The sequence below is a fragment of the Bradyrhizobium tropiciagri genome (genome assembly GCF_018130545.1).
GTDB lineage: Bacteria > Pseudomonadota > Alphaproteobacteria > Rhizobiales > Xanthobacteraceae > Bradyrhizobium > Bradyrhizobium tropiciagri_A.
The window spans coordinates 1,035,245-1,049,621 of sequence record NZ_JAFCKF010000003.1 but is presented as its reverse complement, the minus strand read 5'-3'; the positions used below and the strand labels follow the sequence as shown (position 1 = coordinate 1,049,621).

Here is a 14,377-nt window from a genome sequence, read left to right as displayed (position 1 = left end):
GATACCGAGGAGGAAGAGGAAGCGCAGCGGCTGTCCGACACGCTCGTCCGCGACCTCACCGCGCACCGAACGTTGGGACTGCGGCTCGATTTGAGCGAGCAGCCGGACGTCGCCATCGTGGCGGTGACCCATGCACTGGCCGCTCAAATCTTCTATCTCGGGGCCAATGCGCATGTGGTCGGCATCCAGCCGGTGAAGACGGATTTGGCCGTGCATGCGGTCGGAATCGAGGACACTCCGGCCGGAAAGGCGTGGTCGGATCGCCATACCAATTGGGCAAGACAGATGCCCAAGGACGTCGCCGGGCTATGGGAATTCGTGGCCGAACTTGACCACGACGGCCGCATGGCGTTGTTCGCGCATTGTGTCGCCTTGACCGTCAATGCGGTCAAACTGCCATTCGACCGGAGGCCGCGCGCCCTTGCGGCGGCCGGGTATTTGGCCGAGGCCGTGGCCCTCGACATGACCTCTTACTGGCGGCCGACCGTGCGCAGTTATCTCGGTCGCGTGACCAAGGCGGGTATTCTGGAAGCCGTGCGCGAAGGCGTCAGCGAGGAGGCGGCAGAGCGCATGTCGGACATGAAGAAGGCCGACATGGCGCAAACCGCCGAGCAGCTGTTGGCGGCAACCGGCTGGCTGCCGTCGTTGCTGCGGACGGCCACGCCAGAGAGCCAAATCGATCTGCAAAGCGAGGCGCAGGGCAGCGAACTTCGCTCGCAGGCTGCGGAGTAAAGGCAGTCCCGGGGCCGCATGAGCGGCCCCGGGAGGCTCTAAAATTTGCAGCCGCGCACCTGACGGCGCGCGGCCGGTTCAATCAGTGCACAGCGGCGACTGTGCACGCTGGCCCTTCTCCAAATGCGGGCCACGATCCGTCCGAGTCACGCCGTCTGCAGCAGCCGATCTGGTTGTACCGCGCCCTCTTTTTGCAGGGGCGAGGCTAGCAGGCTGGTAGCTTCGGTCGTGTCCAGAGCGCACGCGGCGAGAGCGCAAAGCGGGCGGACAGTCCTGGCGGCGACGTCGGTTACCCACGCGCAAATGCGCTCCGTTCGCTTTCGTTTGTTCGGCGCATCGTTCTTACGATTGATGATCAGACGTTGGCTTTTTTGATCGATCCCGCCGTTTTCCGATGCTGCGGGGGGCGCCGGCAGTCGCCATGATAATCCCCGTCAGTCGGGGCACAGGCTCGCGTCCAACGCACCCTCGATTGGGCTGATCAGGCCCGGGGGACGGAAAGAGCCTCGATCGCCTTCCCGCAACAGCTCGCGCCTGCTTTTTTCCCCTGCCGCGAAGCGCGGCATTCCTCGCGGGAAGACAAAAAAGCAGGCTTTCGCTGTCCTCCGCTGGCGCTGCGGGCCTTGCGGCTGCGGGCCGATCGCTCCCCGGGCGAGGGATCGCCATCGAGGCTGCGATGGGCGCGGCCCGAGCAACACAGACGGAGATTATCATGGCGACCATCGGCACTTTCACCGCTTCGGACAACGGCTACACCGGCTCGATCAAGACGCTGACGCTCAACATCAAGGCCAAGTTCGTCGTATCCGAGAAGGACAACGACAAGGCTCCCGACTACCGCATCTTTGCGGGTAGCACCGAGTTCGGCGCCGCCTGGAAGAAGACCGTCCGCGACAGCGATCGCGAATATCTCTCGGTCAAGCTCGACGATCCGAGCTTCCCGGCTCCGATCTACGCCTCGCTGGTTAGGATCGAAGGCGACGAGGGTTTCACCCTGATCTGGTCGCGCCGCGGCGGCGACTGATCCTGACGGATCGGAGGCCCCGCCTCTTCGGAGGCGGGGCTTTTTTGCGTTTGCCGCGCCGCTTTGGGAGGGAGCGGAAGGGCATTTTTGCGTCCGAAGAAGGGCTTCGCCGCACGAGAAAATGCGATTGATCGCATGGATTTTGGGACGGTGTTTGGGTCGAGCGCGCGGGATTTCGTATCGGATCTGGCTCCGATTTTTGATCTCCGGGAGCGATATTTCGTCGGCTTCTAGGGAGCGTCAAGGCCCTTTGCTGCAGCGAAATTGTGCCGTCGATGAGCGTGGAAACGAGCACGGCACATCAGGATTTGCGCGGTCGGCGACGCTGCGTGACGTCGATGCAATGACCTTGTCACGGCAGAGAGAGGAAGCGACAATGGGTGAGAGCAAGCAACCAAGACGACCGATTAAACCTGCAAGATAAAAGCACTGGCGCCTAAGAGCGGCTAAGTGGTTGTCTGCACGTCCAAGAATTGGTGACCTCGTTCTAGTGGGTGTCGCCAGAGCGGTCGTAACGTGATGGCGGCCTTGGCCGATTGCGTCTGTTGTGCCTACGGATCCGAGGCAAGCCCTTGAGTTTCTTGCAGCCGTGCCATGGCTTCCCTCACGAGGTTCACCGAGTGCTCAAGGCTTTGCAGCAGGGATCTCAGGTCCGAGCCCACCGCCTCTTCTAGGCGAAGGTTTTCCTCAGTAACCGCCTTGGCGACAAGGCCATCAATCGATTCATCTTCCAGGGCTCCTCCCGCAAATACCTGGATCCGTCCAGCTGCGGTCAGCGCAATCGAAATCCTGGACTCCTCGCGCCGCTGCACTTCAGCGTGGCGACCAGACAGCACCTGCGCGCTGGATCCAGGCGCCGGCCCAGTCGATGCGCCCTTGATTGATGATGTAGTGCGACCGGCAGGGCAGCCGCCCGCTGCCGATCGAGGTCCAGAGGCAAGATTGGCCGGATTGCCTTCGCGATACCGCGCTTTCCCGAGCCGAGCATTCTGCAAAATGCGTAGCCGCGCGCAGCGCATCTGGGGGCGGGCGTGGGGCTATTGTCGCCCAGGCGCTAGAACTGATCTCTGCCGGGAGCTCGGGAGCGACTTGGCGGAGGAGCACGATGGGGCAGAGCCCGGCGAAGATGGCGTGCCTTCGCTCGGCAGCCTTGGTGGCGATCAGCGGCGATGGGCTGCCGGCTATCTGTTGGATCGGGAGGTGGTAGCCGGCGTTGATGGCCTGATCGATCGACGACGAGGGATCGACCGGGCCGCCGTCAGCCCACATTTTCTCGTTCCAGCTCTGGCAGAGCAGGTCCTCCACCTCGCGGATAAGTGCCTCGCCCGCGGCACGCTTCTCTGCCTACTGGGTGGCGAGGATCGTTGTCACCGCACGGGCACGTGCCAGCTCCTTGGACAGCGCCTTGCGGTCGCCGCCGGAGAGCGGAGCGGGGTGGTGTTCTTTGTCCTGTGCTCCTCCAACGTGACCGGTGAGCATTCCGCGGAGCAATTCTCCTCCTGGGGAATTCCTGCCTTACTAGAGAGACAGAGCGAGGTGAACGACCTGCGGGTCCGTTCCGGGCCGGACCCGAAAGCCGAACTTGGCGAAAACCCTTCGCATCGCCGTGTTCTCTGGCAGGACCTCAGCCACCAGTTCCTTGAGCTCAGCTTTGCGTGCAAGGATCGTAAGGTCGTGCATCAGCAAGGTCGCGATGCCCTGTCCTTGATAGTCATCGATCACCACGAAAGCGACCTCGGCTATTCCAGCCGTCGCGACGACATACCGACCTCCGCCGATGATCACCTCGTGTCCGTCCTCTTCAGTAAGCGCAACTAAAGCGACGTGCTTGGCAAAATCGATGTTCAGGAAGTAGGCGACCTCGCTCTCCGAGAAGCGACGTTTGGGAACGAAGAAGCGGCGCTGAAGCGATTGGTCGCCGGTCCGGCCGATCGCGGACAGCATGTCGTCTTTGTCGTCGGGCCGTAAAGCGCGGATGGTGACAACTCGGCCGTCGCGCAGACGCTCGTTCGCTGCATAATTTTCGGGCATCGTCATCGACCTATCCTCCCGGCTTCAGAAAGAATGCAGGCTCCGCTCGAGAGTTGACCTAGGTCAACGCTCGCGAGCGCGCCAGGCGCTTCAATCCGGGCGTTGGCGGAGGGACCGAAACGATGTCGTTGGAAAACCCGCAAATCCCGGGCGGCCCCATGTCGGGCGTCGTCGCCAAGGCCGTGGAATACATGGTGGACGCCGGGCAGCGTAGCGTTCTGCTTTTGGACATCTTGCGCCAGCGCGGCGATCAGTATCGCGAGCACGTCGCCCAAACGGCCCCGCACGTTCTGAGCTATGCCGCCGAACTGATCTTGGACGGCCGCAAGCTCGAGCAACCTGTCAACTATGCGTTGGTGCGCATCATTCCGCCCCAGGGCGTGGAAATCGACCTTGAGCGCCGGCCGTTCATCATCGTTGACCCGCGCGCGGGTCACGGACCGGGCATCGGCGGCTTCAAGGCCGATAGTGAGATCGGCGTTGCGATGCGAGCAGGGCATCCCTGCTATTTCATCGGCTTTCTGCCTGAGCCGATCCCGGGCCAGACCATCGAGCGCATTGCACACGCTGAAGCCATATTCATCGAAAAGGTCATTGAGCTGCATCCCGATGCCGACGGTAAACCTTGTGTGATCGGTAACTGTCAGGCCGGCTGGGCGATCATGATCCTGGCTTCGCTCCGGCCGGAACTGTTCGGTCCGGTGATCGTCGCGGGCGCGCCACTGGCTTATTGGGCCGGTGTGCACGGCAAATACCCGATGCGCTACTCCGGGGGACTGCTCGGCGGCAGTTGGTTGACCGCGCTTTCCAGCGACCTCGGCGCAGGCAAATTCGACGGTGCCTGGTTGGTGCAGAACTTCGAGAGCCAGAATCCCTCGAACACATTGTGGACGAAGCAATACAACGTCTACAGCAAGGCCGACACTGAGGCCGATCGCTATCTGGAGTTCGAACGTTGGTGGGGCGGACACGTCAATCTCAATGCCGAGGAGATCCAGTTCATCGTCGATGAACTCTTCATCGGCAACAATCTTGCTGCCGGCCGCGTCAAGATGTCGGACGGAGTCGCAGTCGATCTGCGCAATATCCGGTCGCCAATCGTGGTGTTCTGCTCAAAAGGAGACAACATCACGCCTCCGCAACAGGCACTGCACTGGATCTTGGATCTTTACGCGGATGTCGATGAAATCAGGGCGCACGGGCAGACCATCGTCTACACCGTGCATGAGACAATCGGCCATCTCGGCATTTTCGTTTCCGGCGGCGTCGCCAAGAAGGAGCACGCAGAGTTCTCGAGTAACATCGACTTGATCGACGTCCTGCCGCCCGGCCTCTACGAGGCGACGTTCGAGGCTAGGGGAGCCGATACGCTCAATGATGGGCTTGCTGTCGGACAATGGGTGATGCGCTGCGAGGCCCGCACGCTGGACGACATCCGGGCGATGGGCGTGAATTCGCCCGAGGACGAGCGGCGCTTCGAGACTGCCAAGCGTGTCTCGGAGATAAATCTCGCCGCTTATCGGAAATACCTGCAGCCCTGGATCAAATCGATGGTGACGCCGCAAATGGCGGAGATGATGCGCAATTTGCATCCGCTTCGCCTGCAGTACGAGGCGTTCAGCAGCAAAAATCCATGGATGAAGATGGTCAAGAGCGCCGCGGACAAGGCGCGCGACGAGCGCAAACCTGTCGCCAAGGACAATCCGTTCCTGGCGTTTCAGGAGCAGGTTTCAAAGCAGATCGTCAGTTCGCTCGATCAGTGGCGCGATTCGCAGGAAGCAATGAGCGAGGCGATGTTTCTTGCCATTTACGGCTCGCCGGCGCTGCAAGCGGCAGTGGGGGTTGATCCGCAGTCGGCACCGTCGCAGCGCCGCAAGATGGATCCAAAGCACCGGGAGCTATTGCGGACGCGTAGCGCGGAACTGAAATCGAGGATCGACTCTGGTGGCTTGCGCGAGGCCGGCATCAGGGCCTTGCTCTATGTTGGATCAGCCCGCGGCATGGTCGACGAACGCAGCCTTGAGGCGCTGCGGCGACTTCGCCGGGCCGACGAGTCCGTGCGGATGACCCTTGCGGAGTTCAAGATGCTGGTCCGCGAGCAATTCTTCATGCTGCTGCTCGATCGGGAGGCTGCGCTTGCGGCCATTCCAAAGCTCCTGCCAAACAACATGGACGAGCGCCGCGGGGCGTTTGCCGCCATTCGGGACGTGTTGTCGGCAGCCTCGGAAATATCGGGTGAAGTGGCCAGCCGATTGAACCAGGTCTCCGGGCTGTTCGGGCTTGACGGTCAGGGGAATACGGTCCCTTTCGATCCAAAAGCCCGGGCTTCATAGCAATTCGAGGCGAAGCAATGAGTATCATGGCAGCCGGAGCGAGCGAAACCCAGCCGGGATCGAAGTACGATCGGCTCATCGTGGCAGCGAGGGGCGTTCCTTCGGTATCCACGATCGTCGTGCATCCCTGCGACGAGAGTTCGCTGCGCGGGGCGATCGATTCTGCTCAGGCTGGCATCATCAAAGCTGTTCTGGTCGGTCCTACCGCACGGATCAAGGATGTCGCAGCGAAGCATAATCTCGATATCGAAGGTTGCGAGATCGTCGATACGCCGCCCACGGAAGCTGCCGCGGCGGCCAAAAGCGTCGAACTTATTCACGAGGGCAGGGGCGAAGTCCTGATGAAGGGCAGCCTCCATACCGATGAACTGATGCGCAGCGTCACGGCGAAGGTCGGCGGGCTGCGCACCGACAGGCGCATCAGCCACGTCTTCGTCATGGATGTGCCGGCGTACACCGAGACGGTGTTCGTCACCGACGCCGCCATCAACATTTTCCCGGACCTGGATGCCAAGCGAGACATCATCCAAAACGCGGTCGATCTCTACAATGAGGCCGGTTTCGGTACGACCCCGCGGGTGGCGATCCTGTCGGCGGTCGAGACCGTAACTTCGAAGATCCCGTCAACGATCGAAGCCGCCGCGCTCTGCAAAATGGCGGACCGCAAGCAGATCACCGGTGCGCTGCTCGACGGACCGCTCGCCTTCGACAATGCGATCGACATGGAAGCGGCGCGGATCAAGGGAATCAAATCGGAGGTCGCTGGGCAGGCGCAGATCCTGGTCGTTCCCGATCTCGAGTCCGGCAACATGCTTGCGAAGAATCTCGCCTATTTTGCCAAGGCTGATGGCGCCGGCATCGTATTAGGGGCGCGCGTGCCGGTCGTGCTGACGTCGCGCGCGGATTCCGCGCGGTCGCGAATGGCGTCAGCCGCAGTGGCTTGCCTCTACGCGGATGCCCGGCGTCGCCGTGCCCCCATCGCGGCGGCGTGACGGTCATGGATACGATCCTTGTCGTCAATGCGGGCTCCTCCAGCGTGAAATTCCAGATCTTTGCGGTGGAAGGCGAGGGCCGGCTGCAGCGGCAGCTGAAGGGTCAGATGGATGGTATCGGCAGCCGGCCGCGGATGCGAGCCAGTGGCTCCGACGGCGCCCCTCTGGCCGATCGTGCCTATCCGATCGAGGCAGTTGTCGATGTTCCTGCCGCCATGGCCGTCGCAGGCTCTTGGCTGAGAGACGAGCTCAACATCAATCCTGTCGCCGTTGGCCATCGCGTTGTTCACGGCGGGCCTGATCATGCGAGCCCGGTGCTGATCGATCCCGCGATCGTGTCGCGGTTGGAACGCTACGCGCCGCTGGCGCCGTTGCACCAGCCGCACAATCTGGCGCCCATCAAGTCCCTGCTGGCGAATTTTCCGACGATGCCACAGGTTGCCTGCTTCGATACGGCGTTCCACCGCGATCACGATCCGCTCGCCGACCATTATGCCATTCCGCATCAACTGTACGCCGAAGGCGTCAGGCGCTATGGCTTCCACGGGCTGTCCTATGAATACGTGGCCAAACGGCTGCCGCAGGTGGCGCCTGAGGTTGCGGCCGGACGTGTGATCGTGGCCCATCTCGGCAGCGGCGCCTCGATGTGCGCGATGCGGGCGGGCCGGAGTGTCGAGAGCACGATGGGGTTCACGGCACTCGATGGCCTCGCGATGGGAACGCGGCCGGGCCAGATCGATCCTGGTGTCGTGCTGTACTTGCTTACCGAGAAGGGGATGTCTGCGCCCAAGGTTCAGGACTTCCTGTATCGCGATTGCGGACTGAAAGGCCTATCCGGCGTCAGCAACGACATGCGCGAGCTGGAGGCCAGCGCCGACCCGCACGCCGCATTCGCGATCGACTATTTCGTTTATCGCATCGGCCTCAACGCCGGCATGCTGGCGGCCGCGATGGCAGGGCTAGACGGGTTCGTCTTCACGGCGGGGATCGGCGAAAACTCCAATTCGATCCGTGCCCGGATTTGCGAAAGGTTGGCTTGGCTTGGGATCATGATCGATCCCGTCGAGAATGCGCGGCATGCGACCAGGATTTCCCGATCCGACAGTCGAATTCCCGTCTACGTCATGCCGACGGACGAGGAACTGATGATCGCGCGGCATACGCTGACGCTGCTCACGAACCAATCGTCTCCGAATTCCAGACGCGAGAGAATGTCATGAATATCCCGGTTTATCCTGAGACCAATATCGCGCTCAAGGGCAAGAAGGGGTTGATCGTCGGCATAGCCAATGACCAATCGATCGCCTGGGGCTGTGCCAAGGCGTTTCGGGCGCTCGGCGCAGAACTCGCTGTCACTTACCTGAACGAGAAGGCCAGGAAGCACGTCGAACCGCTGGCCAAGGCGTTGGAATCGTCGATCTTCATGCCGCTCGACGTGATGGCCGAGGGCGAGACTGAGAAAGTGTTCGAGCGGATCGAGAAGGAGTGGGGGCAGCTCGATTTCCTGCTTCACTCGATTGCGTTCTCACCGAAGGACGCCCTACATGGTCGCGTGGTCGATGTCGATCGTGCGGGCTTCCAGAAGACCATGGATGTGTCCTGCTGGTCGTTCATGCGCATGGCCCATCTCGCCGAGCCATTGATGAAGAACGGCGGCACGATGTTCACCATGACCTATTACGGCAGCCAAATGGTGGTGAAGAACTACAACGTCATGGGCGTCGCGAAGGCGGCGCTGGAGGCGGCGGTGCGTTACATCGCGGCCGAGCTCGGGCCGAAAGGCATTCGGGTGCACGCTATCTCGCCGGGGCCGCTTGCCACGCGCGCAGCATCCGGGATCCCGGAATTTGACGAATTAATGGACAAGGCCCAGTCACAGGCGCCGACACGCAGCCTCGTCAGCATCGATGACGTCGGCAAAGCTACGGCATTTCTCGCGCTCGATGGTGCCAAGCTGATTACCGGCAGCGTGCTCTATATCGATGGCGGATACCACATCATCGATTGAAGCACGGGCAAGTCAATTCAGCTATAGTGCAGGCCGATGACCTCGGCGACGCAGGCAGGGCGAGTACCGCTCTCCATCTCGATCACCACGCGGTAGTGAACCCTCAGCCCATTGGGCGGCACGTCTTCGGCTTCCGCAATGCCGACGCGCCCACGCAGCTTTGATCCTGCTGGCACCGGCGCCAGATACCGGATTCGATCAGCGCCGTAATTGAGGGTATTCTTCAGACCCTTGAGGCCCATCACCGAGCGAATGAACATCGGGGTCAGGCTCAGCGACAAGAGGCCGTGTGCGATGGTCTTGCCCCCAGGCATTTCGACCTTTGCCCGCTCCTGGTCGACATGGATCCATTGGTCGTCGCAGGTGGCATCGGCAAATTTGTTGATGCGTTCCTGGGTAATCTCGATCCAGTCGCTGACGCCGATTTCAGTGCCGACCGCCGACCTGAGCTCGTCGAACCCGTAGAAAATTCTCATGGTATCTGCTCGCTCTCGTCACAGCATCATTGCGGGTATTGCATCGGGAAGCGCGAGTTCGGCTTCCGTCACTTCCAGAACCTCCGCTACGGTTACGCCCGGCGCTGTTTCCAGAAGCGTTGCCTTGCCTCCCGGAAACGCGATGACCGCCATGTCGGTCACCACGAGGTCGACCGGTCGCACCGATGTCAGCGGCAGGTTGCACCTGGCCACGATCTTCGATTTTCCTCTTGCTGCGTGTTGCATGGCGACGATGACGCGCTTGGCACCTGTGACGAGATCCATGGCGCCGCCCATGCCCGGCACCATCTTGCCCGGGATCATCCAGTTGGCGAGATGGCCATCGGCGTCCACCTGCAAGCCCCCGAGCACCGTGATATCGACATGGCCGCCACGGATCAGGCCGAACGAAATCGCGCTGTCGAAGGTGGCCGCACCAGGCAATGCGCTGATCGGCTTGCCTCCGGCATCGGTCAGCAGCGGATGTGCCATGCCCTGTTCGGGAATTGGGCCGGTGCCAATCAGTCCGTTTTCGGACTGGAAGAACACGTTGAGCCCGGCAGGAACGTAGTTTGCAACCAGCGTCGGAATTCCAATGCCGAGATTGACGAGATTGCCAGGTCGTAGCTCTCTCGCGACGCGCCGAGCGATGATGGTCTGTGCATCCATGGCTCACCCATTCGCAACGAGATAGTCGACTAGTGGTCCCGGTGTCATGACGTGATCGGGAGCAATCACGCCGACGGGAACAATGTGTTCGGCGGTCACGATCACGGTATCTGCCGCCATCGCCATGACCGGATTGAAATTCCGTGCGGTGAGGGCATAGGACAGGTTGCCGGCGTAATCGGCCAGGAAGGCGTGCACGAGCGCGAAATCGGCGCGCAGCGCCTTCTCCAGCAGGTACGGTTTGCCGTCGACTTCGATCTTCTGCTTGCCATCTTCCACGAGAGTGCCGACGCCGGTGGGTGTCAGGACGCCTCCAAGGCCGCAGCCGCCCGCACGGATACGCTCGACGAACGTGCCCTGCGGAATCAAGTCGACCGTGATCTGCTTGCCCAGCATCTGCTGCTGTGCCTTCGGATTCAATCCTATATGGGTGCCGATCATGCTCGATACTTGCGCCCCCTCGAACAACTTGCCGACGCCTTTGCCAGGTGTGGCCGCATCATTGCTGATCAACGTCAGGCCCGACTTCTTTTGCCGGACCAATTCGTCGAGCAGGCGCTCTGGCGTGCCCACGCCCATGAAACCGCCAATCATGATGCGCGCATTGTTCGGGATCATCGCGACGGCTTCTTCGGCGGAAACGGACTTCATGATCAGACTCCGCAATCGATCCGAAGTGGGATGATCCTGCGGACACTGCCGTTCGGCGTGATAGCGAGGTTGATCTGGGTCAAGGCCCGCATCATTCGTCGTCGGCGCGGTGCTTGATCCCAATGCTATCCAGCGCATCCGCCCATAATTTGCGCACCAGTGGAGACCGGTCATTCACGGTGGCGCTGACGATGGTCCACGATCGCTCCCTTGACTTAAGTCAATGTCAATCACGCGCATCCGGCAGAAATCCTGAATTAGACGGCTGGCGTCTCAGATGGGATCTGGACTGGCGCTCTGGTCAATCTCACGCGCGAATGGGAGATTCACGAGCTCGAGCAGCGTATGTCCGAGATCGGGCACTCCCATCTCGTTATCTGGGGGAGAGCAAGATGGCTGGATTGCGCCAGCCGACCTTCAGAGGATGGCAGCGGCGACGCCTGACTGCCGGCTTGTGGTTATGCCGGGGCACTGGCCACTCAATGAATCTGGGAATGTCTCCACTCTACGCCGGCTATTTCGTCACCTTGTCTAGTCGAACAAGCGAGCGGAAAAAACTGAGGGCGCGTCCGCAAAGTCCCGGTTTACAGATTTGGGGGCCGATACGGCCGAACGGGAAAGGCGCAGGCCGAATGCATCCAGGGAGCCGAACTGTCGCCTCCGTTCAGGTTGCAATTGCCTTGCTAGTGGTCGCGACCTGCTGCTCTTGCACGATCCGGCCCCTGCAAGGCGTGCTTGTGCCAAGCGATGAGATAGTCGAAGCCGCCGCGCAAGTACCTATCCTTGTCGGAACGACGCGGGCCAGATCCAGCAGCGACGCTGGTGAGATGTTTAGCCGAGAGCCGTCGGACGAGCTGGCGTTTGGCCAAGTCACGATTTCCATTCCACCAGATGGTTCCCGTGCGGTCGGCGAAATACAGTGGCCGATATCCCCTCCAGGCGACCCACGCAAAGAGTTCGTGACGACGTCGGCAGAATATCTGGATCGCACCGCGTTCGAAAAAGCCGTCACTACTGTGGCAAGGTCAAAGCACCGCAGCAAGGCGATGGTCTTCATTCATGGATTTAACAATCGCTTCGACGACGCGGTGTACCGCTACGCCCAGTTCGTCGAGGACGGCAGGCTTCCGGTCATTCCGGTTCTCTTTTCTTGGCCGTCGCAGGGAGCGGCAAACCTCGGTTCATATGAGCACGACCGCAAGGTCGCGATGCAATCGGGCGTGTCGCTGTCCCAGCTCTTGGCTGTCGTGACCTCGAATCCCAGCGTTAACGAGATCACCCTTGTCTGCCACTCCATGGGCTGCCTGGTAACTCTTGATGCACTCCGTGTGAAAGTACCGCGCGGCGGAACGATGTCGAAGCTGAAGAACGTGGCGTTGGTCGCGCCCGACGTTGCATTTGACGAGTTTATCAAAGTTGTCGAAGGAATGGGCCCTCGGCGCCCCCGCATTGGCTTGTTCTTGTCCCAGGACGATGTCGCTCTGAAAATCTCAAAGTCGATTTCGGGAGGGACGAACCGTGTCGGAGATATCAATCCTGAGGAGGAACCATACAAGAGTGCGATTGCACGGCAGAAGATCTTGGTGTTCGATCTGACGCACCTGGGAGGAGACGACTCCCACTCGAGAGCGTTTGACGCAATAAACACCGTCATGGGCATGTTGGAGCGCAGGCTCGCTCAAGGACAGCAACTCGGTGAAGACACGTCACGAACAGTCTCCGCCAAATGAAACGTTCGACGACCCGGCTAGCGACAGCCGCGCCGCACATTACGGAGGTTAGTGGACCGGTGCTGTTGCACTCGGCGGTGGCGGCATGGCTCCGTGCATCGGCACTATCTCGTACATCGCGGGCATTCGAACGGGGGGCGCGGAGCAATCAGAGAGGGCATCACATGCCGGGCGCAGGGGCTATGCGCCCCCCGGATTGCCGCCCCAGGGCCTTGGGCTTGCAAGAAAGGACAACTCGATGAGCGATGACGACAAACGTTCAAAGGCGGAGGCTGAACTTGAACGCGAAATCCGCCAAGGGCGAAAGTTCACGGCGAACGAAGCTATCGGGCGGATGCTTGGTCCGGGCGCGATGAAAGGCGGCTCCGCGGTCTCCAAAGTGCAGGCGGCCGAGATAGAGATCGATACATGGTTGCGAAGCAATCTGTTGGATTCGACGGGAGCATTGCAGGCGCTGTTGCCACGCCAACTCAAAGGAAGCATGCTGCTGCTCAACAACCTTGATCAGCCGCTCCGCGCTTTGGCCGACTACTGCCAGCGAGTTCTCGCCTCAGATGATCGCCTTGAGGAACTTGTCCGCCAGGCAGACGTCGAATGGGGACGCAGAATGGACGAGCGGCCATATTTCAACAAGGACGGTTCTCCACCACATCCGGACGACCCCTATACGAATGATTCTGTTCGAACAGCGCTAAACAGGGTCTTGAGGCGCATTTCCGAGGTGACGGGTGAGCAATTCCGTTCGACGAAGCCTTGAGCGCTGTGCCCAAGCACGGACTTTTGAACTTGTTGCTCGGTAAACCAATGCTGTGCATCGGTAGGGCTAGCTGCCAGATCGCGCTTACTGCACGATCATCGCTATGCCGATCATGACGAAGGGGCAAAGTCCGAAAAGGACCTATGCAGACGCTCTTGAGGAGTTCACTGCCCATGACTCTACTCCTGCGTGTTGGAGCCAGAGCCTACGTCCAACGGAACCTAGTGTGATAGTGCAGTTTGTGCCACGTTTTTCCGATCCCGTCTTCCTACGGTGCCGACGCCACAAGTTGGCTCAAGTTGCGCGCTTTAAAGTCATTTTCCGATGAAGGTCCGTTGCCCGATCGAGCCCGGGCCGTGCTGAGTTCGCTGGGTATCGATACCGTGGCACCGGCGGGTTGAGCGGGATCACAAAAGTGCGCAGCCAGGACCCGAAATGGCTTGTCCCGTTGGCGGAATTTCAGGCGGGCTCCGCAATGCCGGCTTCCCGATGCTAACCGGACAATCGTCAGGAAGTATTGACGTGGTCATTAGAGCGGCAGCGCTATTTCAGCGAGGCCCGACAACTCCTGCTTCGCGGGCCGGAGGGTTTGAAACAGTCGCTTCTTGCTCAGCCTTTATAAGCACGACAGGCGGTTCAATCGGGCTTTCGGCGGCGTGCTTTTCGGGGGCTCCTGCTAGAACCGACTGCTTACGCCTGGCGGCCCACCGCTGCTCGCATTTACGTTCAACGTCTAAAGGGACAGTGCTCATGGCTCGACCTCGTCTTGGACCTGCCACATGCCCCGGTGCAGCGCGACAACTTACCACTTGTGCAAAGGCTCCTATTGATTTGCCGCAACTCCCTAGAAAGGACGGCGCCGGCCATAAAAATAAACGCCCAGCGGCGTTTCCTTCCTGAACTGAGACGCTGAAATCCCCAGCACCGAGTCAATGGCTGAACCCGTACCGCTGCTTCAGCCTGTGGGGGGCCTT

At 60.8% G+C, this 14,377-nt stretch carries 12 protein-coding genes and 2 pseudogenes; 8 read left to right on the top strand and 6 right to left on the bottom strand.

Features of this window, described 5'->3' with window-relative positions:
- Together JQ616_RS17680 and JQ616_RS17675 are read left to right on the top strand one after the other, a co-directional pair.
- Positions 1-732 (top strand): annotated as a pseudogene (locus JQ616_RS17680) (chromosome partitioning protein ParB); the annotation flags it as partial.
- Between the two features lie 712 nt (positions 733-1,444).
- Entirely contained in the window at positions 1,445-1,756 is a 312-nt protein-coding gene (locus tag JQ616_RS17675) for a DUF736 domain-containing protein (protein ID WP_212016254.1), read from the top strand.
- A 551-nt stretch (positions 1,757-2,307) separates the two neighbouring features.
- Here JQ616_RS17675 and JQ616_RS17670 read toward each other — a convergent pair.
- The 3 genes and pseudogenes from JQ616_RS17670 to JQ616_RS17660 all read right to left on the bottom strand — a co-directional run bounded on the left by JQ616_RS17670 (position 2,308) and on the right by JQ616_RS17660 (position 3,793).
- Positions 2,308-2,592: a hypothetical protein gene (locus JQ616_RS17670; RefSeq protein ID WP_212016252.1), complete on the bottom strand. Its 285-nt coding sequence runs from the start codon at positions 2,590-2,592 to the stop codon at positions 2,308-2,310.
- Positions 2,593-2,959: 367 nt separating this feature from the next.
- A pseudogene (locus JQ616_RS17665) lies at positions 2,960-3,235 on the bottom strand (hypothetical protein); the annotation flags it as partial.
- Between the two features lie 39 nt (positions 3,236-3,274).
- Positions 3,275-3,793, bottom strand: a complete 519-nt coding sequence (locus tag JQ616_RS17660) for a GNAT family N-acetyltransferase (RefSeq protein ID WP_212016250.1) — start codon at positions 3,791-3,793, stop codon at positions 3,275-3,277.
- A gap of 116 nt (positions 3,794-3,909) precedes the next feature.
- On the opposite strand from JQ616_RS17660, the gene JQ616_RS17655 reads away from it, so the two are divergent.
- Genes JQ616_RS17655 through fabI form a run of 4 tightly spaced genes read left to right on the top strand, consistent with a single transcriptional unit; the run spans position 3,910 to position 9,120 of the window.
- On the top strand, positions 3,910-6,120 hold the full coding sequence (locus JQ616_RS17655) for a DUF3141 domain-containing protein (protein WP_212016248.1): 2,211 nt from the start codon (positions 3,910-3,912) through the stop codon (positions 6,118-6,120).
- A gap of 26 nt (positions 6,121-6,146) precedes the next feature.
- On the top strand, positions 6,147-7,112 hold the full coding sequence (locus JQ616_RS17650) for a phosphate acetyltransferase (RefSeq protein WP_212016397.1): 966 nt from the start codon (positions 6,147-6,149) through the stop codon (positions 7,110-7,112).
- 5 nt (positions 7,113-7,117) lie between these two features.
- The gene (locus JQ616_RS17645; RefSeq protein WP_212016246.1) at positions 7,118-8,332 is read left to right on the top strand and encodes an acetate/propionate family kinase; all 1,215 of its coding nucleotides are present in this window, start codon (positions 7,118-7,120) and stop codon (positions 8,330-8,332) included.
- Positions 8,329-9,120: an enoyl-ACP reductase FabI gene (gene fabI, locus JQ616_RS17640; RefSeq protein WP_212016244.1), complete on the top strand. Its 792-nt coding sequence runs from the start codon at positions 8,329-8,331 to the stop codon at positions 9,118-9,120. Before JQ616_RS17645 ends, fabI begins: the two co-directional genes overlap by 4 nt.
- A 17-nt stretch (positions 9,121-9,137) precedes the next feature.
- Here the strand turns inward: fabI and JQ616_RS17635 are convergent, their stop codons facing one another.
- The 3 genes from JQ616_RS17635 to JQ616_RS17625 are packed head-to-tail and all read right to left on the bottom strand — an operon-like array spanning position 9,138 to position 10,916.
- Positions 9,138-9,596 carry a MaoC family dehydratase gene (locus JQ616_RS17635; protein WP_212016242.1) on the bottom strand — a complete coding sequence of 153 codons (459 nt, stop codon included), beginning with the start codon at positions 9,594-9,596 and terminating at the stop codon, positions 9,138-9,140.
- 18 nt (positions 9,597-9,614) lie between these two features.
- A complete protein-coding gene (locus tag JQ616_RS17630; protein ID WP_212016240.1) occupies positions 9,615-10,265 on the bottom strand; it encodes a 3-oxoacid CoA-transferase subunit B in 651 nt (216 codons plus the stop codon).
- Between the two features lie 3 nt (positions 10,266-10,268).
- Complete coding sequence (locus tag JQ616_RS17625; RefSeq protein ID WP_212016238.1) at positions 10,269-10,916, bottom strand: CoA transferase subunit A; 648 nt, start codon at positions 10,914-10,916, stop codon at positions 10,269-10,271.
- A gap of 392 nt (positions 10,917-11,308) precedes the next feature.
- Here JQ616_RS17625 and JQ616_RS17615 point away from each other — a divergent pair, with 392 nt between their 5' ends.
- Positions 11,309-12,646 carry an alpha/beta hydrolase gene (locus JQ616_RS17615; protein ID WP_249136842.1) on the top strand — a complete coding sequence of 446 codons (1,338 nt, stop codon included), beginning with the start codon at positions 11,309-11,311 and terminating at the stop codon, positions 12,644-12,646.
- A 238-nt stretch (positions 12,647-12,884) separates the two neighbouring features.
- The gene (locus tag JQ616_RS17610) at positions 12,885-13,403 is read left to right on the top strand and encodes a hypothetical protein (RefSeq protein ID WP_212016236.1); all 519 of its coding nucleotides are present in this window, start codon (positions 12,885-12,887) and stop codon (positions 13,401-13,403) included.
- The last annotated feature ends 974 nt before the right edge of the window (positions 13,404-14,377 follow it).